This window comes from Streptomyces sp. NPDC104096 (assembly GCF_055584385.1).
The window spans coordinates 173875-195819 of the sequence record NZ_JBVJMD010000008.1; the positions used below are offsets into that span (position 1 = coordinate 173875).

Sequence of the window (21945 nt, forward strand, 5' to 3'; positions counted from 1 at the left end):
ACGCGGGTGGAGGCCGGGACGGCGTATGGGGTTTCATGGACACCGTAGGAGCACCGGGGGCGAAGTGGGTACTGGGGAGCGCGAGTTGGACTCGGCGGACGGCACGGCGGCGCGCGGGGGAGTCTTCGGCGCGCTGGAGGCGGGGGACCCCGAGACGGTCGCCGGGTACCGGCTCTCCGCGCGGCTCGGCGCGGGCGGCATGGGCAGGGTCTATCTGTCGTACACGCCCGGCGGCAGGGCCGTCGCGGTCAAGGTGATCCGGCCGGAGTTCAGCGAGGACCCCGAGTTCCGGCGCCGTTTCAGGCGCGAGGTCGACGCCGCCCAGCGGGTCCAGGGCCTCTACACCGCGCCCGTGATCGACGCCGACCCGGACGGCCCGCGGCCCTGGCTCGCCACGGCCTACGTGCCCGGCCCCTCGCTGGCCGACGCGGTCGCCGCGCACGGGCCGCTGCCGGTGCCCACGGTGCTGCTGCTCGTCGCCGGGATCGCCGAGGCGCTGCACGTCATCCATCGGGCGGGCATCGTGCACCGCGATCTCAAGCCGTCGAACGTGCTGCTGGCCTCCGACGGTCCCCGGGTGATCGACTTCGGCATCGCGCGGGCCGCGGACGCGACCGCGCTCACCGGCAGCGGCGTCACCGTCGGCACCCCGTCCTTCATGGCCCCCGAGCAGGCCGCGGGGCGCGAGATCACCCCGGCGACCGACGTGTTCGCGCTCGGCCAGGTCGCCGCCTACGCGGCGCTCGGCACCCCCGCGTTCGGTGAGGGCACCGGGCACGGCGTGCTGTACCGGATCGTCCACGAGGAACCCGGACTCTCCGCCCTGCCCGGGGAGATACGGGAGCTCGTCACCCGCTGCCTCGCCAAGGACCCCGTGGTCCGGCCCTCCGTCACGGACGTCGTCGCGCTGTGCCGGGCGGCCGGTGCGGAGACGGTGCTGCGCCGGCCGCAGGAGTGGCTGCCCGGCGCGGTGGCCGCGGACATCCCGGCCCAGGCGGCCGCCCCTGCCCCACCGCTCGCACCACCGGTCCCTGTCACACCACCATCCCCTGTCGCCTCGCAGGCCTCTACTGCACCACCAGTCCCTGTCGTACCGCCGACCCCGGTCGCCCCGCCGGCTCCCGGCGCCGCGCCCGGGGCGCCTCCGCAGGGCTTCGGCCCGGTCGCTGCCGCCCGGTCCGCCGACGTGCACCGGACACCCACCGTGCCGGCCGCCCCGGCGGCGGCTCCGGTGGCGGCTCCGACGGGCGCTCCGACGGCCGCTGCGCCTCCCGGGCGTCGCCGGGCCCGTCTCGTCGCGGCCGCGGCGGCCGGGGTCCTCGTCTTCGCGGCCGCGGGGGCCGGGACGGCGTACGTCCTGACGCAGGACGGCCGGCGGGACGAGGACACCCCGGCGGCCCAGGGGACCGGGCACTCCCGGAGCCCGGCGGCCCAGAGCACGACGCCCGCCGGCGAAGAGGGGCGGACCGACGGGAGCCCGGAGCCGACCGCCTCGCCGAGCCGCACCGTGGACGCGGGCGCGGCGCCGGACCTCGACCGGAAGGGCATCGACGTCACCAGCGGCTATCACCTGACGCTGAGCGACGACACGCTGCGGCCGACCGGTGACGACACCCCCGTCGACATCGAGTACTACGCGGACCTCGACTGGATCCAGACGGACGCCAGGATCATCCTGCTGACCCGGACGCAGAAGGGCACCCTGGAGACCTGCCGCACCGAGACCCGGTACGCCCTGCACCTGTCCACCGACACCCTGGTCAAGGGGCAGCAGTTCTGTGTGCTCGGCGGGGCCGGGGACGTCGGGCTGGTCACCTACCAGGGGATCTCCCCGCGGTCCGACCCGAGCCGGTACGTCACCCTCGATGTGCAGGTCTGGCACAGCGCGCTCTGAACCATTCGATCTCCTTTGCGTACAAAGGAAGTTGACGGTGCATCGGACTGGCGGACGCGGGTCCCGGTGGCGTTAACTGGGCGCCCGCCCCGACCGGGTACCAGGCGCGGGGCGCGCGGCGGGGACGGTGGGGCGCGGGTGTGGGGTGCGGGGCGCGGGTGAGGGGGAGGACTGTGTTGCGGAGTGCGGAGCAGAAGTCTGTGACCGGGAGCGACGAGGATCCGCGGGTGGCGGGGCTGCGCTCCGCGGTGTCCCGGCTGCGTCGCGAACTGGCCGCCCATCCGGTGGAGTTCTCCGACCGGGACATCGCCGAGGACGAACTCGCCGCACTGAACGCCATGACGGCCGGGGGCGCCCCGGAAATTCCGCGTCTGCGCCGCTCGTTACTGCTGATCGCGGGCGCCATCGGTTCGGTCAGCGCGCTGGCGCAGGGCCTGGCGGACGTCCGTACGGCGGTCGAGCTCTTCGGCGAGCCCCCGCGGCGCTGAACTTCGCCGGGCTACCCGCTGGCGGTGCCCGAGCCGGCCAGCGCCTCCGACAGTTCCCGGGCGACCTGCTGGAGGACCGGCACGATCCGCTCCGTGGCCGCCTCGGTGACCCGGCCCGCCGGGCCGGAGATCGAGATCGCGGCGGCGGTGGGGGAGTCCGGCACGCAGACCGCGAGGCAGCGCACGCCGATCTCCTGCTCGTTGTCGTCGACGGCGTACCCGGCCTGCCGTACCTCCTCCAGGGCCGCGAGGAAGCCCTCGGGCGTGACGATCGTCTTCTCCGTCGCCGCGGGCATGCCGGTACGGCCGAGCAGGGCCCGTACCTCGTGGTCGGGGAAGTCGGCCAGCAGTGCCTTGCCCACGCCCGTGGAGTGCGGCAGGACCCGCCGGCCGACCTCGGTGAACATGCGCATCGAGTGCCTCGACGGCACCTGCGCCACGTACACGATCTCGTCCCCGTCGAGCAGCGCCATGTTCGCCGTCTCGCCGGTCTCGTCCACCAGGCGGGCCAGGTAGGGCCGGGCCCAGGTGCCGAGCAGCCGCGAGGCGGACTCGCCGAGCCGGATCAGCCGCGGACCGAGCGCGTACCGGCGGTTGGCCTGCTGGCGTACGTAACCGCAGGCCACCAGGGTGCGCATCAGGCGGTGGATGGTGGGCAGCGGCAGCCCGCTGCTCACCGAGAGCTCGCTCAGTCCGACCTCGCCGCCCGCGTCCGCCATCCGCTCCAGCAGGTCGAAGGCGCGCTCCAGGGACTGGACCCCACCACTGGCGGACTTGGCGGAGTCGGTGGTGCTGGCGCTGGACGTCGGCACGGCGCGTTCCTTTCGGCGTGGCGGAGATCAGCAGCCTACCCGGCGGCAGGCAGGCCGCCCGTGGAGGCGGAACTACGTTCTGCTTGTCAGAAATACGGTTCCGACATATGGAAAATCGCAGGAACGGCGGCATGCGGTCCACTGTGGGCGAGGGTGCTCTTGACGGCGCGGAGGCGGGAGTGAAGACTCCTTCAACAGAAAGTTGAATTCCGTTACGTGGAAGTAAATCCCGTGTCCCGGAAGAACGCGGAACCGAACAGCGACAGAGAGACCGAACAGCAGCAGAGACCGAACGACGGCAGAGAGAGGGGTCAGGTGTCCGACGCCGAACTGGTGCTGCGCTCGAGGCGCGTCGTCGCTCCGGAAGGGACACGCGCCGCCTCGGTCGCGGTCCGCGCCGGGAAGATCACGGCCGTGCTGCCGTACGACGCCGAGGTGCCGTCCGGGGCCCGGCTGGAGGACCTCGGCGACGACGTCCTGCTGCCCGGCCTGGTCGACACCCACGTCCACGTCAACGACCCGGGCCGCACCGAGTGGGAGGGCTTCTGGACCGCCACGCGCGCGGCGGCGGCCGGCGGCATCACCACCCTGGTCGACATGCCGCTCAACTCCCTCCCGCCGACGACGACCGTCGAGCACCTCCGTACGAAACAGCGGGTCGCCGCCGACAAGGCGCACGTCGACGTCGGTTTCTGGGGCGGCGCCCTGCCCGACAACGTCGGGGACCTGCGCCCGCTGCACGACGCCGGAGTCTTCGGTTTCAAGGCGTTCCTGTCCCCGTCGGGCGTGGACGAGTTCCCGCACCTCGACCGGGACCGGCTCGGGCGCTCGCTCGCCGAGATCGCCGGGTTCGGCGGCCTGCTGATCGTGCACGCCGAGGATCCGCACCACCTGGACACCGCCCCGCGGCGCGGCGGCCCCAGGTACGCCGACTTCCTCGCCTCACGCCCGCGCGACGCGGAGGACAGCGCCGTCGCCGCGCTCGTCGCGGAGGCCGAGCGACTGGACGCGCGCGTGCACGTCCTGCACCTGTCCTCCGGCGACGCGCTGCCGCTGATCGCCGCCGCCAAGGCCCAGGGCGTGCGGGTCAGCGTCGAGACCTGCCCGCACTACCTGACCCTGACCGCGGAGGAGGTCCCCGACGGCGCCAGCGCGTTCAAGTGCTGCCCGCCGATCCGCGAGGCGGCCAACCAGGACCTGCTCTGGCGGGCGCTGGCGGACGGCACCGTCGACTGCGTGGTCACCGACCACTCGCCGTCGACGGCCGACCTGAAGACCGACGACTTCGCCACCGCCTGGGGCGGCATCTCCGGCCTTCAGCTCAGCCTGCCGGCCGTCTGGACCGAGGCGCGCAACCGCGGCCACGGCCTGGACGACGTCGTGCGCTGGATGTCCGCCCGCACGGCACGGCTGGTCGGACTGGACGGCCGCAAGGGCGCCGTCGCGCCGGGCCACGACGCCGACTTCGCCGTCCTCGCCCCCGACGAGACGTTCACCGTGGACCCGGCGGCGCTCCAGCACCGCAACCGCGTCACGGCGTACGCGGGCAAGACCCTCCACGGGGTCGTGAAGTCCACCTGGCTGCGCGGAGAACGCATCTTCGCGGACGGCGTGTTCACCGCGCCGAAAGGCCGACTGCTGACCCGCACCCCCTGATCCGTCCCGCCCCCGCGGCGGCCGGCGCCCGAGAGGAACACCTGATCACCGTGACGGCGCAGCACGAACTCCCCCCGGTCCGTTTCACCGGCGACGCGAACCCCTACGGCGGCGGTGACCCGTACGCGGACTACCGCACCGCCGACTTCCCCTTCACCCGCCACACCGACCTCGCCGACCGGCGGCTCGGGGGCGCCGTCGTCGCCGCCAACGACGAGTTCTTCGCCCAGCGGGAGAACCTGCTGCTGCCCGGCCCCGCCGAGTTCGACCCCGAGCGCTTCGGACACAAGGGCAAGATCATGGACGGCTGGGAGACGCGCCGGCGGCGCGGTGTCTCGGCCGAGCACCCCTGGCCGACGGCCGAGGACCACGACTGGGCGCTGGTCCGCCTCGGCGCGCCCGGCGTCGTCCGGGGCGTCGTCGTCGACACCGCCCACTTCCGCGGCAACCACCCCCGGGCGGTGTCGGTCGAGGGCGCGTCCGTGCCGGGCTCCCCGTCCCCGGAGGAGCTGCTCGGCGACGACGTGAAGTGGACGACGCTCGTCCCGCGCACCGAGGTCGGCGGCCACGCGGCGAACGGGTTCGCCGTCTCGGTCGAACAGCGCCTCACCCACCTGCGCGTCAACCAGCATCCCGACGGCGGCATCGCGCGTCTGCGGGTGTACGGGGAGGTCGTGCCCGACCCCGCGTGGCTGGCGGTGCTCGGCACCTTCGACGTGGTCGCCCTGGAGAACGGCGGCCGGGCCGAGGACGCGTCGGACCTGTTCTACTCCCCGGCGGCGAACACCATCAGGCCGGGCCGTGCCCGCCGGATGGACGAGGGCTGGGAGACCCGCCGCCGCCGTGACACCGGCAACGACTGGATCCGCTACCGGCTGGCCGCCCGGTCCGCGATCCGCGCGATCGAGATCGACACGGCGTATCTGAAGGGGAACGCGGCGGGCTGGGCGTCGGTGTCGGTGAAGGACGGCGAGGACGGCGACTGGACCGAGATCCTGCCCCGCACCCGGCTCCAGCCCGACACCGGCCACCGCTTCGTCCTGTCGGACCCCGCCGTCGGCACGCACGCGCGCGTGGACATCTTCCCGGACGGCGGCATCTCCCGGCTGCGGCTGTTCGGCTCCCTGACACGGGAGGGCACGGCCGCGCTCACCGCGCGGTACCAGGAACTCGGCGGCTGAGGCGGCTCGGGCGGCACCCGGGGGGCCGGGGCTCGGGTCGGTCGCCCCGGTCAGGGCTGGGAGTCGAGGGTGTCCAGGTCGTCCAGGGTGTCGCGGGCGCGGCTGACGCGCAGTTGCCGCCAGTGCGTGCGGTACAGCACGTAGTACAGGGCCATGATGACGGCGATCAGCTGAAGCCCCAGGCCGAGCGCCAGGAACGAGTCCTCGCTCTCCATCCTGTTGGTCAGGAAGGCGAAGTTCATCCCGAAGAACCCGGTCAGGAAGGACAGCGGCAGGAAGATCATCGACACGATGGTGAGCCGGTTGATCACGACGTTCTGCTGGTCGGCGATGAGCGACGCGTAGCTGCCGGCGGCCCGTCGGGCGGCGTCCCGCAGCGACTCGATCTCCAGGAGCACCAGCTGCACGGTGTGCTCGTGCAAGCTGTTCAGCGCCCGCCGCTCGTCCGTGAGGCCGTGGTTCGTCATCCGGCGGCGGACCAGGACCTCCTGCGCCAGCGCGGCGTAGGGCAGGAACGCGCGATGCAGCTGCGCCGCGCGCCGACGCACCCGGGCCAGCATCCGGACCTGCTCGGGGCGCCGTTCCACGAACATCGCCTCCTCGAGGTCCTCGACCTCCAGATGGGAGTCCGTGACGGCCCGCCGGAAGGTCTCCAGCACACCCTGGAGAAACAGGAACAGCGCGGTGAACGAGTCGGCGGGCGTGTCCACCGGCAGCCGGCCGACGAAGGTGTCGACCGCGTCGGCGGGCCCCCGGTGGACGATGACGAGGTGCCGGGGACCGACCAGCACCTGCACGTGGGTGATGCGGCGGCCGCCGTGGACCACCGGTACGACGCACGCGGCGAAGTCGCCGTGGTACTCGGCCCGCACCGCGTCCTGCGGTTCGCCGAACCACTCCCAGGCCTCGTCCTCCACGCCGAGCAGCCGGGACAGCGGCGGGTCGTCGCACGGCGGGTCGTCGTCCTCCTGCTCGACGGCCACGATCACGAGACCGGAGGCCTGGAGGCGCTCACGGGCCTGCGCCAGTCCTGTGCGGGTGACGACACCTTCCGGCATCGACACCACCGATACGATCATCGTCCCTCACCGTGGATGGCGGGCCGGCGGTGGCGCTCCCGGCGCGGCACCGGACACCTCGGCAGGTGCAAACTGCAACGTCCCCGGCACCTTACCGTCGAAGCCCGCGAGGACGGCCGAACACCGCGGGCGCCGTGTCCCGGGCGGGCGGGTGCCGTGTCCCGGGCGGGCGAGTGCCGTGTTCCGGGCGGGCGGGCGCCGTGTCCCCGGAAGGCGGCGCGCCCTCGAAGGTCGGTCGGGAGGGCGGCCGGGTGCGGTGAGGGCCGGGTGCGGCGGCGACCGGAACTCTTTCGTCCGCTTCCCGCGTTCTCCTGTCGTGACTCTTCGGCAAGACATCGTCGGTAACGCCATGCAGATGGCGGTCGTCAGCCTGCGCCCCGGCCAGACCGCGTACTGCGAGGCCGGGAAGTTCCTCTTCAAGACCACGAACGTGACCATGGAGACCCGGCTCTCCGGGCCGTCGGGAGGCGGCGGTGCGCAGCAGCCCGGCGGGGGCGGCGGCATGGGCGGCATGCTGCGCCAGGCCATGGGGACGGCCATGCAGGCCGGTCAGCGCGCCCTCGCGGGCGAGTCGCTGGCGTTCCAGTACTTCACCGCCCGGGGCGACGAGGGCACGGTCGGCTTCGCCGGTGTGCTGCCCGGCGAGATGCGCGCCCTGGAGCTCGACGGCAGCCGCGCGTGGTTCGCGGAGAAGGACGCCTTCGTGGCCGCCGAGTCCACCGTCGACTTCGGCATCGCCTTCCGGAGCGGCCGCACCGGCATGAGCGGCGGCGAGGGCTTCGTCCTGGAGAAGTTCACCGGCCGGGGCACGGTGATCATCGCCGGCGCCGGCAACTTCATCGACCTGGACCCCTCCGACTTCGGCGGCCGTATCGAGGTCGACACCGGCTGCGTCGTCGCCTTCGAGGAGGGCATCCGCTACGGCGTCCAGCGAGTCGGCGGCCTCAACCGCCAGGGCCTGATGAACGCGGTCTTCGGCGGCGAGGGCCTGTCCCTGGCGACCCTGGAGGGCCGCGGCCGCGTCATCCTCCAGTCGCTCACCATCGAGGGCCTCGCCAACGCCCTGAAGAAGGCCCAGGGCGGCGACAAGCAGGGCCCGACGGGCGGTCTGTTCTCGACCCACGCCGGGTGAGACGGGTGAGGCGGGTGGGCCGCGGGTACCGACGGGGGACCGCCCCGACGGCGAGGCGCGGCCTTCCGGCCGTACGCCCGGAGGCCGCGCCTCGCCATGGCCTGAACGAGCCCGCGGCGAAGGGCGAACTCAGGTTAACTCCCCGAAAACTCATCGGACTTGACGGCAAAATCCGCAGACTTGTCATTGACATGCCACTCTCTACGCGCGTCATCATGAGGGCATGAGATTCCCCCCACGAATCACCCGCATCGGCGCCTCGGCCGCCGTCCTCTCCGCCCTGCTCGTCGGCGGCACCGTCTCCGCCACGACGGCGAACGCCGCGGTCGGCAGCATCTGCTACTCCAAGCTGCCGTCCCAGGCGTACGACACCCTCGCCCTCATCGAGAAGGGCGGCCCGTTCCCGTACTCGCAGGACGGGGCGGTCTTCCAGAACCGGGAGGGCGTGCTGCCCTCGCAGGCGACCGGCTACTACCACGAGTACACGGTGAAGACCCCCGGGTCGTCCACGCGCGGAGCGCGTCGCATCGTGACCGGTAAGAAGACCGACGAGGACTACTACACCGCGGACCACTACGTCACGTTCAACCTGATCAACTACGGCTGCTGAGAAGGCCGCCCGTCAACGGTTGACGCGCAGGAACGGCGCGACCGGCCGGAGGTCCGAGCCCCCACGCAACCGGACCTCCGGCCGTACGACCTCTCCGGCCGTACGACCTCTCCGGCCGTACGACCTCTCCGGCCGTACGGCCTCCGCGTCTCTCCGCCGCCCCCGCCCTCCGCCGATCCGGCTCCGGTGGGACCCGTCATCCGTCGGATCCGCTCACCGTAACGACGGCATCACTCCGCCCGGGATCTCCGCGAGGCCGACCGACCTGCGCTCGCGCCGGGACACCTCGCAGGCCTCCGCGATCCTGAGGGCCTGAAGGGCCTCGCGGCCGTCGCACGGGTTGGCGAGCTCACCGCGCGCCACCTCGACGAACGCGCACAGTTCGGCCTCGTAGGCGGGCTTGAAGCGCTCCAGGAAGCCCGTCCACGGCCGGTCCGCGGCCGGCGGCCCGGTCGGTTCCGTGGACGCGATCGGCGTACGGTCGTCCAGACCGACCACGATCTGGTCCAGTTCCCCGGCCAGTTCCATGCGGACGTCGTAGCCGGCGCCGTTCAGACGGGTCGCGGTCGCCGTCGCGAGGGTGCCGTCGTCGAGCGTGAGGACCACCGCGGCCGTGTCGATGTCGCCCGCCGCGCGGAACATCGCGGGACCGGCGTCGGACCCGGTGGCGTAGACGTCCACGACCTCGCGACCGGTCAGCCAGCGCAGGACGTCGAAGTCGTGGATCAGCGCGTCCCGGTACAGCCCGCCGGACTGCGGCAGCCAGGCGGCCGGGGGCGGGGACTGGTCGGAGGTCACGGCCCTGATGGTGTGCAGCCGACCGAGCCGGCCCGAGAAGATCGCCTCGCGGGCCCCCTTGTACCCCGCGTCGAAGCGGCGCTGGTAACCCATCTGAAGGATCGTTCCAGCAGCTTCGACCTCGGCGAGGGCGTGCAGCGTGTTGGGCAGGTCGAGGGAGATGGGCTGCTCGCAGAAGACCGGCAGTCCCGAGCGTGCCGCCCGGCCGATCAGTTCGGCGTGGGCCGATGTCGTCGCCGTGATCACCACGGCGTCCACGCCCCAGGTGAAGATCTCGTCCACCCCCGGCGCCGCCGTCTCGCCCAGTCTGTTCGCCAACTCCTGGGCTCTCGCGGGGTTCACGTCCGTGAGGATCAGTGAACCGACCTCGCGATTACGGCTGAGCGTGTTCGCATGGATCGCGCCGATCCGACCTGTACCGATGACACCGATGCGCATGGGAACAACCTGGTGGCTGACCCCGCGCGCTGTCAATGCACTGTCAAGACGCATGTCCGGACAACCGGACTACACAACTTCCCGTCAACCGGCCACGGGGCTACGCTCGCACCGTGCCGAAACCAGAAGTGGACCCCACCGTGCGGCTGGAGCTGGGTGTGGACCGCAGTTCCCCCGTGCCGTTGTACTTCCAGCTGTCCCGGCAGCTGGAGGCCGCGATCGAGCGCGGCACGCTCACCCCCGGCAGTCTGCTCGGCAACGAGATCGAGCTCGCCGCACGGCTCGGCCTGTCCCGTCCGACCGTCCGCCAAGCCATCCAGTCGCTCGTCGACAAGGGCCTGCTGGTACGCCGCCGGGGCGTCGGCACGCAGGTGGTCCACAGCCAGGTCAAGCGCCCGCTGGAGCTCAGCAGCCTCTTCGACGACCTGGAGGCGGCCGGCCGGCGCCCGGCGACCCGGGTGTTCGTCAACACCGTCGTCCCGGCCACCGCCGGGGTCGCCACCGCGCTCGGGGTGCCCGAGGGCAGCGAGGTGCACCGGGTGGAGCGGCTGCGGCTCGCGCACGGGGAGCCGATGGCCTACCTGTGCAACCACCTGCCGCCCGGACTGCTCGACCTGGACACCGCTCGGCTGGAGGCCACCGGCCTGTACCGGATGATGCGCTCCGCCGGGATCACCCTGCACAGCGCCCGCCAGTCCATCGGCGCGCGCGCCGCCACCGCCGCGGAGGCCGAGCGGCTCACCGAGCCCGAGGGCGCCCCCCTGCTCACCATGCAGCGCACGACCTTCGACGACACCGGCCGCGCGGTCGAGTTCGGCGACCACCTCTACCGCCCGAGCCGCTACGCGTTCGAGTTCCAGCTGCTCGTACGCCCCTGATCCCGCGGCCCGCGACCGTCCTCCCCGCGCTTGCGCGCACCCCTTTCGCCGCAATGTCAGGACAATGTGACCGCCGCACGCTCCCCGGTCACCGGGCGGGCAAATGTGCGGGTTCCGTGGCGACGGCACGGGAGGAGCGTCCCGGTGTTGTGTTCATCACCCGCAACCCTCGTCGCACCCGCCCGACGCGCGACCGTCCCGTACCGCTCGAGGCGCGGCACGACGGCCGGCGACCGCGCCCGCCCGGACGCCGCCGTGGCGGAGCCGACCGGCGCCACGGCGGGCGGCGAAGAGCCGGACGACCTGCGGCACGAGCCGCGGCGGGCACCGGCGCACGGGGCGGCGCCGAGGCGCGACCGGGCCGCGGGCGCGCCCCCGCGGGCTCCGCGAGCGGTGGCGGCCGCGCGGGCGGCCGCGCCGCACACCGGCCCCCGTCGCCCGGACCCACCGGCCGGAGCGGTGAGGCACAATCGGGCCTGATGAGCACCTACCGCGACCTCAGCGCCCCCATCGGCTCCCGCCGAGCCCCCGTGCTGCGTACCGTGGGCACCCGCGAGCGCCGCTCGCACCTCACCGCGCCGCGGGTGCCCACGGTCGGCATCGACATCGGCGGTACGAAGGTGATGGCGGGCGTCGTCGACGCAGACGGCAACATCCTGGAGAAGGTCCGCGCGGAGACCCCGGACAAGTCCAAGAGCCCGAAGGTCGTCGAGGACACCATCGTCGAACTGGTCCTGGACCTGTCGGACCGGCACGACGTGCACGCGGTCGGCATCGGCGCGGCCGGCTGGGTCGACGCCGACCGCAACCGCATCCTGTTCGCGCCCCACCTGTCCTGGCGCAACGAGCCGCTGCGCGACCGCCTCTCCGGCCGTCTGTCGGTGCCCGTGCTCGTCGACAACGACGCCAACACGGCAGCCTGGGCCGAGTGGCGCTTCGGCGCGGGACGCGGCGAGGACCACCTCGTCATGATCACCCTCGGCACCGGTATCGGCGGCGCGATCCTGGAGGGCGGGCAGGTCAAGCGCGGCAAGTTCGGGGTCGCCGGCGAGTTCGGCCATATGCAGGTGGTGCCCGGCGGCCACCGCTGCCCGTGCGGCAACCGCGGCTGCTGGGAGCAGTACAGCTCCGGCAACGCGCTGGTCCGGGAGGCCCGGGAGCTGGCCGCGGCCGACTCCCCGGTGGCGTACGGGATCATCGAGCACGTCAAGGGCAACATCGGCGACATCACCGGTCCGATGATCACCGAGCTGGCGCGTGACGGCGACGCCATGTGCATCGAGCTGCTCCAGGAGATCGGCCAGTGGCTCGGCGTCGGCATCGCCAACCTGGCGGCGGCGCTCGACCCGTCCTGCTTCGTGATCGGCGGCGGTGTCTCCGCGGCCGACGACCTGCTGATCGGCCCGGCGCGCGACGCCTTCCGGCGCCAGCTCACCGGCCGCGGCTACCGCCCCGAGGCCCGCATCGCGCGCGCCCAGCTCGGTCCCGAGGCCGGCATGGTCGGCGCCGCCGACCTCGCCCGGCTGGTCGCCCGCCGCTTCCGCCGCGCCAAACGGCGCCGGGTGGAACGGTACGAACGCTACGAGAAGTACTCCGAGGCCCGCCGCACCCAGGACACCGCATGACCACCGCACTGCCCCGCCAGGCCGCACCCCCCGGCGAGCCGCCCCGTCCGGTCGAGGACCGCAGGCACCGCAACCGCCGCAGGGCGCTCACCCTGCTGATCATCGTGCTGCTCATCGGCGTACCGGCCGGCTATCTGGTGATCTCCGCCGACCAGAGCCGCGACAGCGGCAAGGACAAGGAGAAGAAGTACTCGGCGACCGGCCTGACCGCGGGCTGGCCCTCCAAGGTGCAGCGCCGCCTCTACCAGGTGCCGGTCCCGCACCCGTCGAACCAGGTCGCCTACTACGAGACCAACAACTGGAAGACCAGCCGTCTCTACGTGCAGTTCCAGACCACGCAGGCCGGCCTGGACGCCTTCCTCGCGGAGCTCGGCACCGACCGGGACCGGCTGAAGCGGGACGACATCGTCATCGGCGCCCGCGACCGGAAGGTCACCGGCTGGGACTTCAGCGGCCCGGCCGCCCGCCCCGGCCCGTACTGGGGCTTCGTCCACCGGCAGAAGAACCCGCAGCCGACGCAGGACGTGGTGGTGAACACGTCCAACCCCAAGTACCCCATGATCTACGTCGTCTCGCGCGCGGTCCCCTGACCGGTCCGGCCGGCCCGGTCCGGCCACCGGAGCCGATTGTCGGACCCCGCCCGTAGAGTCGAAGACGGTTGATCCGGACCACGGGCGGGAGGTGGACAGTGGGTACGAGCGGGACGGTGGACGCGAGCGGGACGGTGGACGCGAGCGGGACGGTGGGCACGCGCGACACGGTCGGGCGCGCGCAGGAGCGCGAGAGCGTCCCCCTGCGGCTCGCGGCCGTCTTCCTGCCCGCCCCTCTCCCGCGCGACGGCCGCGTCGCGTTCTGGGACCCGGCGGACGCGCCGCTGCCCGCGGACACCGCCGAGCCCGCCGAACGCACCGAACTCACCGTCGTACGACGCCATGGCGCCTCGGTCCGCCGCAGGCAGGCCCCCGCGCTGTCGCTGCCGCTGGACCAGGCCCTGCCCCTGCTCGTACGGGCCCGCCGCGACCCCGCGGCCCACCCCGCCACCGCCTGCTGGGGCGCGGCCGCCCTGCACGCGCTGCGACTCACCGCCCGCGGTCGGCTGCTGCCCGGACTCACCCGCACCGGCCACGACGCCTGGCGGGCCGGCCCCCTGGACCCCGACGACATCGCCCATCTGCGGGCGGTCGCCGCGGCCCTCCCGTACGAGGGACACGCCGTGCCGCTGACCGGCCCCGGGCCGCTGCGGCTGCCGCGGCCCGAGGCGCTGATGCGTTCCTTCCTCGACGCGGTCGCGGACACCCTCCCGCGCACCCCCGCCGCGCCGTACGCCTGCGGCAGACCCTTCGCCGACCGCCGCCCGCAGCGACTGCCCGGCGCCGCCGACTGGGCCGCCGAGGTCGCCGCCGGCATGGACGCGGGCGTACGGATCTCGCTGCGCCTGGACCTGTCGGCGTACGACCTGTTCGACACCGGCGAACGGGTGCGCAGCGCGGGCGCGGCCGTCCTCCAGGTGCACAGCCTCGCCGACCCCACCCTCGTGGCCGACGCGGCGGCCCTGTGGGCGGGCGACGCGGACACCGCGTTCGGCCCCCGCGCCCGGGTGGACGCCGCTCTCGCCGTGCGGCGCGCCGCCCGTGTCTGGCCCCCGCTGGACCGGCTCGCCGAGCAGGACACGCCCGACGTCCTGGCCCTGACCGAGGAGGAGGTGGGCGACCTGCTCGGCGCCGCGGCCGGCCGGCTCGCGGCCGCCGGGGTCGCCGTGCACTGGCCGCGCGACCTGGCCCAGGACCTGACCGCCACGGCGGTCGTGCGGTCCGCGCCCGGCTCGGCGACCGACGGCACCGGCTTCTTCGAGGGCGAGGACCTGCTGCGGTTCAGCTGGCAGCTGGCGCTCGGCGGCGACCCGCTCAGCGAGGCCGAGATGGACACCCTCGCCGAGGCCCACCGCCCGGTCGTACGGCTGCGCGACCGATGGGTCCTGGTCGACCCGGCCCTCGTCCGCAAGGCGCGCCGCCGCGAGCTGGGCCTGCTCGACCCGGTCGACGCCCTGTCCGTCGCGCTCACCGGCAGCGCGGAGGTCGACGGGGAGACGGTCGAGGCCGTCCCGGTCGGCGCCCTGGCCGCCCTGCGCGACCGGCTGACCGCCGGAGTGCGGCCCGCCGAACCGCCCCCGGGCCTGGCCGCCACCCTGCGCGACTACCAGCTGCGCGGCCTGGCCTGGCTCGATCTGATGACCTCCCTCGGCCTCGGCGGCTGTCTCGCCGACGACATGGGACTCGGCAAGACGATCACCCTCATCGCCCTGCATCTCCAGCGCGCCCGCAGCGAACCGACCCTGGTGGTGTGCCCGGCCTCGCTGCTCGGCAACTGGCAGCGGGAGATCACCCGGTTCGCCCCCGGCGTCCCCGTCCGCCGCTACCACGGCCCGGACCGCACCCTGGAGGACCTGACCGACGGATTCGTCCTCACGACGTACGGCACGATGCGCTCGGCCGCGCCGACCCTGGCCGGGCAGCGCTGGGGCCTGGTCGTCGCGGACGAGGCACAGCACGTCAAGAACCCCTACTCGGCCACGGCGAAGGCGTTGCGCACCATCGAGTCCCCCGCGCGCGTGGCGCTCACCGGCACGCCTGTCGAGAACAACCTCTCCGAACTCTGGGCCCTGCTCGACTGGACGACCCCGGGACTCCTCGGCCCCCTGAAGTCCTTCCGGGCCCGGCACGCCCGCGCCGTGGAGAACGGCGAGGACGAGGAGGCGGTGGCCCGGCTGGCCCGGCTGGTGCGCCCCTTCCTGCTCCGCCGCAAGAAGTCCGACCCCGGCATCGTCCCCGAACTGCCGCCCAAGACGGAGACCGACCACCCCGTCCCGCTCACCCGTGAACAGGCCGCGCTCTACGAGGCGGTGGTGCGCGAGTCGCTGCTCGCCATCGAGACCGCCGAGGGGATCGCCCGCCGGGGGCTGGTCCTGAAACTGCTGGGCGCGCTGAAGCAGATCTGCGACCACCCCGCGCTCTATCTCAAGGAGGCGGCCCCGCCCGCCGACCGGCTCGCCGCCCGCTCCGGCAAGCTCGCCCTGCTCGACGAACTGTTGGACACCCTGCTGGCCGAGGACGGCTCGGCGCTCGTCTTCACCCAGTACGTCGGCATGGCCCGGCTGATCGCCGCCCACCTCGCCGCCCGCGCGATCCCCATGGACCTCCTGCACGGAGGGACACCCGTGCCGGAGCGCGAGCGCATGGTGGACCGCTTCCAGAGCGGTGCGACCCCGGTCCTCGTCCTGTCCCTGAAGGCCGCCGGCACCGGCCTCAACCTCACCCGCGCGGGCCATGTCGTGCACTTCGACCGCTGGTGGAACCCGGCCGTCGAGGAACAGGCCACCGACCGCGCCTACCGCATCGGCCAGACCCAGCCGGTCCAGGTCCACCGCCTGATCACCGAGGGCACGGTCGAGGACCGCATCGCCCAGATGCTGGAGTCCAAGCGCGCCCTCGCCGACGCGATCCTCGGCTCCGGCGAGTCGGCCCTCACCGAACTGACGCACCGTGAGCTGACCGACCTGGTGTCGCTGCGCAGGGAGGCGTGATGGGGACGGAGGAGACACCGGTGCGGGCGACGCCGACGGAGGAACCGCCGAACGGGAGGGCAGCCACGGAGCAGGCACCGTCGGCGCCCGTGCCCCACTCCTCGGACGAGGCGGCGCGGCCGGCCGTCGAGGAACGCCCGGCCGACGCGGCACGCCGTGCCCTGCGGGCGGCGCGCGAACGTGCGGACGGGGGTGCCGCGGCGGCCGGCGGGGCGGGAGCCGGGGGAGACCCGGAGGGCGGCCGGGTCCCGCCGGACCGCGCGGTCCGTACGGAACCTGTCGGCACCGGGGATCCGGCCGGGCGACGCCCCGCTGCCGAGGAGCACGAGCACAGCCGACCCGGACCGGCCGACGCGGCCCGCGCGGCACTGCGCCGAGCCATGGCCGCGAGCCGCCCCACGGGCGCGGACTCGGGCGCGAGCGCGGAGACGGACCCTGGCGCCCCCGTGGGGTCCGGCACCGGCCACCGTGCCGGTACCGGCCCTGGCGCGGGCGCCGACTATGACCTCGACACCGACACCGACACCGACACCGACACCGACACCGACCCCGGCACGGGCATGGGCGTGGGTGTGGGCACGAGCACCGATCCCGTCCCCGGCACGGGCATGGGCACTGACCACGGCACCGGCACGGGTACCGGCACCGACCCCGGCACGGGTACCGATACCGGCAGCGACCGGATCGGGGACAGCGGTGCGTCCATGGGTACGGCCGGTGACGGCCCTGGCGTGTCCGGGAGCCGTGGGAAGGGCGGCCCTGGCATGTCCGCCGGTCTCGGGAAGGCCGGGGCCGCCCCCGCCGGGAGCCCCGTGCAGGACGGCACGACCGGCACGCCCACCCCGCCCGCCGCCTCGACGAGCGCTCCTGCCACGGTCGGCGGGCGGGCGCCCGAGCCGTGCCGCGCGCGCCCCGCGGATGTCGCCCGAGAGGCGTTGCGGGCCGCCCGTGCCGAGGCGCGGCAGGCCCGCACGGACACCGGGGAACCGCGCTCCGACGCCGCGCCCCGGCGCGAGCCGGACGCCTCCCGGCACCCAGCCCCCGCACGCGCCGGCACCCCCGGCGCCAGGGCCGGCGCACTGAGGGCGCTGCTCGCCGACGCCTTCCGGATGCCGTCCGACGCGACGACACCGACGGAGTCCGAGCCCTGGACCTCCGCCGCCCCCGAGACCGGTTCCCCGACCTCCGGTCGCGCGCCGGTCGGCCCCGGGCGCGTAGGCCCCGGGAGCGTCGACCCCTCGGACCTCGCTGCCCCGGACGCCACGGCACCTCCCGTACCCTCCCTGCCTCCCGTACCTTTCTCACCTCCAGTACCGCCCGCATCACCCGCACTCCCCACTCCCTCCCCCGCCGCACCCGCCGCCGCTCCTCGCGTCCCCCGGTCCATGGCCTCCCCCCGCCGGGACGGCGACCTGCGCCGCACCTTCCCCGCCTTCCCGCCCCTGACCGGCGAGGGCGAGGGCGGGGACGGCCGGTTCGGCAAGAGCTGGTGGGGGAACGCCTGGGTCGCCGCGCTGGAGGAGGGCGCGCTGGACGCCAAGCGGCTGGCCCGCGGCAGGGCCTACGCGGCACAGGGACACGTGGACGCGATCACGGTGACCCCCGGGCTCGTGCTGGCCTACGTACAGGGCAGCCGCCCCCGCCCGTACCGCGTCCAGGTGCGCCTGCGCACCCTCGACGACACCGACTGGGAGCACTTCCTGGACGCTGCCGCCGACCGCCCGGGGCACATCGCCGCGCTGCTCGACGGCGAGATGCCCCAGTCCCTCGCCGACTGCGGGGTCCCCCTCCTGCCCGGCGCCGGCGACCTGGAACCGCAGTGCAGCTGCCCCGACCACGGCCACCCCTGCAAACACGCGGCGGCCCTCTGCTTCCAGACGGCCCGTCTGCTGGACGCCGACCCCTTCGTGCTCCTCCTGCTGCGCGGCCGCGGCGAGCGCGAGCTGCTCGACGCGCTGTCCCGGCTGAGCGCCGCCCGAGCGGCCCGCGCCGCCCAGGACAGAGAACCCGAGCCGCTCCCCGGAGTGCGGGCCACCGACGTCCTGGCGGAGCGCCGACTCCCGCCCCTGCCGCTCCCCCTGCCCCTGCCGACCCATCCCGGGCAGCCGCCCGTCTACCCCTCCGCGCCGGGCGGTCCCGACCCCTTCGCGCTCGACCAGCTGGCCACCGACGCCGCCGCCCGCGCCCACGCCCTGCTGAGCACCGGACACGACGAGGCCGGAGAGCTGACGCTGTGGCAGGACGCGGTCCGGCTGGCCGCGGCCCGCCCCGGTTCCGGACTCACCGCGGGCACCCGCGCCCTCTACTCCTCGCTCGCCGCCGCCGTCGGCCGCACCCCGGCCGAACTGGCCCGCGCGGTGGCCGCCTGGCGGCAGGGCGGGCTCGAAGGGCTCGCCGTCCTCGAAGATCCCTGGGACCCGCCCGCCGGACGCTTCGACCGCGCCCGCCCCCTGCTGCTCGCCGCCGACCTGCCCGCCTTCCGCCCCGCCCGCAACCGCCTCACCCACCCCCAGGGCCGGGTCCAACTCCGCTTCGGCCGCGACGGCCTGTGGTACGCCTACGAGTCGGACCCCGGCGCCGACGACTGGTGGCCCCGCGGCACCCCCGACCTCGACCCGGTCGGCGCCCTGACCGGCCTGGGCGGCAGCGACGAGCTCTGACCGGCCGGCGCCGTCGTCGCGGGCGGCTCGGGGATCCCCGTGACAGCCGCGTTCAGCCGGCCGCGACCCTCGGCCCGCTGCGGAACGCCGCTCGTACCGAGACCGTTTCCTGCGAGTTCCGGTCTTTGTGGAAGGACACGGCGCGCCTTCCTGTGGGCCCTGGTATAGGTGCTTCTGTGATACATGAGAGGGTCAGAAGGGTGAGCGAGACACCACCGAACAGCCTGCAATACCGCTTCGACGGCCCGGAAGACGCCCCCGTCCTGATCCTGGGTCCCTCGCTGGGGACCACCTGGCACATGTGGGACCGTCAGGTCCCGGAGCTGACCAGGCAGTGGCGGGTCTTCCGGTTCGACCTGCCAGGACACGGCGGCGCGCCCGCGCACCCGGCAGGCGCGGTGTCCGATCTGACCGACCGGCTGCTGGCCACGCTCGACGCGCTCGGCGTGCAGCGCTTCGGATACGCGGGATGCTCCCTCGGCGGCGCGATCGGTGTCGAGCTGGCCCTGCGGTACCCCGAACGGCTCGCCTCGCTCGTGCTGATCGCCGCCTCGCCCCGGTTCGGCACGGCCGACGAGTTCCGCCGGCGCGGGGTGGTCGTCCGTACGAACGGGCTCGACCCCATCGCCCGCTCCTCCCCGGACCGCTGGTTCACCGGCGGGTTCGCGGCCGCCCAGCCCGCGATCACCGAGTGGGCGGTGCAGATGGTGCGCACCACCGACCCCGGCTGCTACATCGCTGCCTGTGAGGCGCTCGCCGTGTTCGACGTGCGGGACGAACTGGCCCGCGTCGGGGTGCCGACCCTCGTCCTGGTCGGCTCGGAGGACCAGGTCACCGGCCCGGCCGAGGCCCGCACCCTGGTGGCCGGTATCCCGGACGCCCGCCTCGCGGTCGTCCCCGGCGCCTCCCACCTGGTCCCGGTGGAGCAGCCGGCCGCCGTCACCGACCTGCTCGTCCACCACTTCTCGACCGCCTGGGATCCCGGCTTCGACTCGGCCACCGGTCAGGTCGCCCTCCCGCCGGTCCCGGCCGGACCGGCCCCCGCCCTGCTCCAGCCGGCGGCGCCCATCGCCGCGATCGCCCCGGCCGTCGTACCGGCGCAGTCCTGGGGCGAGGCGGACCGGTACGAGACCGGGCTGAAGGTGCGCCGGGAAGTGCTCGGCGACGCCCATGTCGACCGGGTGCTGTCGCAGGCCGACGACTTCTCCGGCGACTTCGAGGAGTTCGTCACCCGCTACGCGTGGGGCGAGATCTGGGACCGTCCCGGTCTCGACCGGCGCTCGCGCAGCTGTGTCACCCTCACCGCGCTGGTCGCGGGGGGACACCTGGAGGAGCTCGCCTTCCACACCCGGGCCGCGCTGCGCAACGGCCTCACCCCGGACGAGATCAGGGAAGTGCTGCTCCAGGCGGCCGTCTACTGCGGGGTGCCGGCGGCGAACAGCGCGTTCCGGGTGGCCCAGCAGGTCATCCGCGAGGAGACCACGCTCGCCGAGTGACCACCACGCCGAGTGACCACCACGCCGGGGACACGCTCGGCGGGCACTCCGCGTGCGATCCCCGGACGGGCCTCGCACGGGCCCCGGACGGGCCCCGGGCGCCGTCCTCAGCCCCCGCCGCCGGGCCGGCGGGGGCAGGATGGGACCCATGAAGCTCACGAAGAAGGCGCATTCCTGTGTCCGGCTGGAGAAGGACGGCCGGACGCTCGTCCTCGACCCGGGGATGTTCAGCGAGGAGGACGCCGCGCTCGGCGCGGACGCGATCCTCGTCACCCACGAGCACCCCGACCACTTCGACGAGGCGCGGCTGCGGGCCGCCCTGGAGGCGGACCGGGCCGTCGAGATCTGGACCCTCGCCTCCGTCGCGGACCAGCTCTCGGCCGCCTTCCCCGGCCGGGTGCACACCGTCGGCCACGGCGACACCTTCACCGCGGCCGGCTTCGACGTCCAGGTGCACGGCGAGCTGCACGCGGTGATCCACCCGGACATCCCGCGCATCACGAACGTCGGCTACCTCGTCGACGGCGGCCGGCTCTTCCACCCGGGCGACGCGCTCACCGTCCCCGACCGCCCGGTGGAGACCCTGATGCTGCCGGTGATGGCCCCCTGGAACAAGATCTCCGAGGTCATCGACTACGTCCGCGAGGTCAAGCCGCAGCGCGCCTACGACATCCACGACGCCCTGCTCACCGACCTCGCCCGCCCGATCTACGACCGGCAGATCGGCGCCCTCGGCGGCGCGGAGCACCTGCGGCTGGTTTCGGGGTCGTCGGCGCAGCTGTAGCGGGGGAGCGGGGATCGGGGCCGTTGTCGTACCCGCCCGGTAGGTTGTGGGGCATGCGCATCGCCACCTGGAACGTGAACTCGATCACCGCCCGTCTGCCGAGGCTGCTGGCCTGGCTGGAGAGCAGCGGCACGGACGTGCTGTGCCTCCAGGAGGCCAAGATCGCCGAGGCGCAGTTCCCGTTCGACCAGCTGCGCGAGCTGGGCTACGAGGCCGCGGTGAACGCGACCGGCCGGTGGAACGGCGTGGCGGTGATCTCCCGCGTCGGCCTCGACGACGTGGTCAAGGGCCTGCCCGGCGGGCCCGGCTACGAGGGCGTGGAGGAGCCCCGGGCGGTCTCGGCGACCTGCGGCCCGGTCCGCGTCTGGTCGGTGTACGTGCCCAACGGACGCGAGGTCGGCCACCCGCACTACGCCTACAAGCTCCAGTGGTTCGAGGCCCTGAAGGCGGCCGTCGCGGGCGACGCGGGCGGCAGCCGCCCGTTCGCCGTCCTCGGCGACTACAACGTGGCGCCCACGGACGACGACGTGTACGACGTGGCCGTCTTCGAGGGCCTCACCCATGTCACGCCCGCCGAGCGCGCCGCCCTGGCCGAGCTGCGCGGCACGGGCCTGTCCGACGTGGTGCCGCGGCCGCTGAAGTACGCGCACCCGTACACCTACTGGGACTACCGCCAGCTCGGCTTCCCCAAGAACCGCGGTATGCGCATCGACCTGGTCTACGGCAACGAGCCGTTCTCGAAGGCGGTCAAGGACGCGTACGTGGACCGGGAGGAGCGCAAGGGCAAGGGCGCCTCGGACCACGCGCCGGTGGTCGTGGACCTGGACGTCTAGC

General features: G+C 74.1%; 17 protein-coding genes. 14 read left to right on the plus strand and 3 right to left on the minus strand.

What is annotated here, in order from left to right; genetic code table 11:
- Positions 1 to 64: 64 nt before the first annotated feature.
- Both ACZ60B_RS12125 and ACZ60B_RS12130 read left to right on the plus strand, forming a co-directional pair.
- Positions 65 to 1894, plus strand: coding sequence for a serine/threonine-protein kinase (locus ACZ60B_RS12125; RefSeq protein ID WP_469385910.1), 1830 nt, complete (start codon positions 65 to 67; stop codon positions 1892 to 1894).
- A gap of 200 nt (positions 1895 to 2094) precedes the next feature.
- Positions 2095 to 2382, plus strand: a complete 288-nt coding sequence (locus tag ACZ60B_RS12130) for a DUF5955 family protein (protein ID WP_469385911.1) — start codon at positions 2095 to 2097, stop codon at positions 2380 to 2382.
- Positions 2383 to 2393: 11 nt separating this feature from the next.
- Here ACZ60B_RS12130 and ACZ60B_RS12135 read toward each other — a convergent pair whose 3' ends face one another.
- Complete coding sequence (locus ACZ60B_RS12135) at positions 2394 to 3194, minus strand: IclR family transcriptional regulator (protein WP_469385912.1); 801 nt, start codon at positions 3192 to 3194, stop codon at positions 2394 to 2396.
- 315 nt (positions 3195 to 3509) lie between these two features.
- On the opposite strand from ACZ60B_RS12135, the gene allB reads away from it, so the two are divergent.
- Positions 3510 to 4850, plus strand: coding sequence for an allantoinase AllB (allB, locus tag ACZ60B_RS12140; RefSeq protein ID WP_469385913.1), 1341 nt, complete (start codon positions 3510 to 3512; stop codon positions 4848 to 4850).
- A 41-nt stretch (positions 4851 to 4891) separates the two neighbouring features.
- Entirely contained in the window at positions 4892 to 6031 is a 1140-nt protein-coding gene (gene alc, locus ACZ60B_RS12145) for an allantoicase (protein ID WP_469385959.1), read from the plus strand.
- A gap of 50 nt (positions 6032 to 6081) precedes the next feature.
- Here alc and ACZ60B_RS12150 read toward each other — a convergent pair whose 3' ends face one another.
- On the minus strand, positions 6082 to 7089 hold the full coding sequence (locus tag ACZ60B_RS12150; RefSeq protein WP_469385960.1) for a magnesium transporter CorA family protein: 1008 nt from the start codon (positions 7087 to 7089) through the stop codon (positions 6082 to 6084).
- Between the two features lie 337 nt (positions 7090 to 7426).
- Here ACZ60B_RS12150 and ACZ60B_RS12155 point away from each other — a divergent pair, with 337 nt between their 5' ends.
- The gene (locus tag ACZ60B_RS12155) at positions 7427 to 8242 is read left to right on the plus strand and encodes an AIM24 family protein (RefSeq protein ID WP_469385914.1); all 816 of its coding nucleotides are present in this window, start codon (positions 7427 to 7429) and stop codon (positions 8240 to 8242) included.
- A 223-nt stretch (positions 8243 to 8465) separates the two neighbouring features.
- Entirely contained in the window at positions 8466 to 8852 is a 387-nt protein-coding gene (locus ACZ60B_RS12160) for a guanyl-specific ribonuclease (RefSeq protein ID WP_469385915.1), read from the plus strand.
- A 213-nt stretch (positions 8853 to 9065) separates the two neighbouring features.
- Here ACZ60B_RS12160 and ACZ60B_RS12165 read toward each other — a convergent pair whose 3' ends face one another.
- Positions 9066 to 10088, minus strand: a complete 1023-nt coding sequence (locus tag ACZ60B_RS12165) for a Gfo/Idh/MocA family protein (RefSeq protein ID WP_469385916.1) — start codon at positions 10086 to 10088, stop codon at positions 9066 to 9068.
- 140 nt (positions 10089 to 10228) lie between these two features.
- Between ACZ60B_RS12165 and ACZ60B_RS12170 the strand changes: the two genes are divergently transcribed.
- From ACZ60B_RS12170 to ACZ60B_RS12205, 8 genes are all read left to right on the plus strand, one after another.
- On the plus strand, positions 10229 to 10966 hold the full coding sequence (locus tag ACZ60B_RS12170; protein WP_469385961.1) for a GntR family transcriptional regulator: 738 nt from the start codon (positions 10229 to 10231) through the stop codon (positions 10964 to 10966).
- A gap of 479 nt (positions 10967 to 11445) precedes the next feature.
- Complete coding sequence (locus ACZ60B_RS12175) at positions 11446 to 12591, plus strand: ROK family glucokinase (protein WP_469385917.1); 1146 nt, start codon at positions 11446 to 11448, stop codon at positions 12589 to 12591.
- Entirely contained in the window at positions 12588 to 13181 is a 594-nt protein-coding gene (locus ACZ60B_RS12180; RefSeq protein WP_469385918.1) for a sugar kinase, read from the plus strand. The genes ACZ60B_RS12175 and ACZ60B_RS12180 overlap by 4 nt, the downstream gene beginning before the upstream one ends.
- A gap of 152 nt (positions 13182 to 13333) precedes the next feature.
- Positions 13334 to 16171 carry a DEAD/DEAH box helicase gene (locus tag ACZ60B_RS12185; protein ID WP_469385962.1) on the plus strand — a complete coding sequence of 946 codons (2838 nt, stop codon included), beginning with the start codon at positions 13334 to 13336 and terminating at the stop codon, positions 16169 to 16171.
- A gap of 89 nt (positions 16172 to 16260) precedes the next feature.
- On the plus strand, positions 16261 to 18831 hold the full coding sequence (locus ACZ60B_RS12190; protein ID WP_469385919.1) for an SWIM zinc finger family protein: 2571 nt from the start codon (positions 16261 to 16263) through the stop codon (positions 18829 to 18831).
- A gap of 200 nt (positions 18832 to 19031) precedes the next feature.
- Positions 19032 to 20327 carry a bifunctional 3-oxoadipate enol-lactonase/4-carboxymuconolactone decarboxylase PcaDC gene (gene pcaDC / locus ACZ60B_RS12195; protein ID WP_469385920.1) on the plus strand — a complete coding sequence of 432 codons (1296 nt, stop codon included), beginning with the start codon at positions 19032 to 19034 and terminating at the stop codon, positions 20325 to 20327.
- A gap of 148 nt (positions 20328 to 20475) precedes the next feature.
- Entirely contained in the window at positions 20476 to 21111 is a 636-nt protein-coding gene (locus ACZ60B_RS12200) for an MBL fold metallo-hydrolase (RefSeq protein ID WP_469385921.1), read from the plus strand.
- Between the two features lie 53 nt (positions 21112 to 21164).
- Entirely contained in the window at positions 21165 to 21944 is a 780-nt protein-coding gene (locus ACZ60B_RS12205; protein ID WP_469385922.1) for an exodeoxyribonuclease III, read from the plus strand.
- Position 21945: the final 1 nt, after the last annotated feature.

Coding starts and splice junctions, on each gene's coding strand:
- ACZ60B_RS12150 (WP_469385960.1), bottom strand. CDS start 7,089: ATGCCGGAAGGTGTCGTCACCCGCACAGGACTGGCGCAGGCCCGTGAG.
- ACZ60B_RS12160 (WP_469385915.1), top strand. CDS start 8,466: ATGAGATTCCCCCCACGAATCACCCGCATCGGCGCCTCGGCCGCCGTC.
- ACZ60B_RS12165 (WP_469385916.1), bottom strand. CDS start 10,088: ATGCGCATCGGTGTCATCGGTACAGGTCGGATCGGCGCGATCCATGCG.
- ACZ60B_RS12175 (WP_469385917.1), top strand. CDS start 11,446: ATGAGCACCTACCGCGACCTCAGCGCCCCCATCGGCTCCCGCCGAGCC.
- ACZ60B_RS12180 (WP_469385918.1), top strand. CDS start 12,588: ATGACCACCGCACTGCCCCGCCAGGCCGCACCCCCCGGCGAGCCGCCC.
- ACZ60B_RS12200 (WP_469385921.1), top strand. CDS start 20,476: ATGAAGCTCACGAAGAAGGCGCATTCCTGTGTCCGGCTGGAGAAGGAC.
- ACZ60B_RS12205 (WP_469385922.1), top strand. CDS start 21,165: ATGCGCATCGCCACCTGGAACGTGAACTCGATCACCGCCCGTCTGCCG.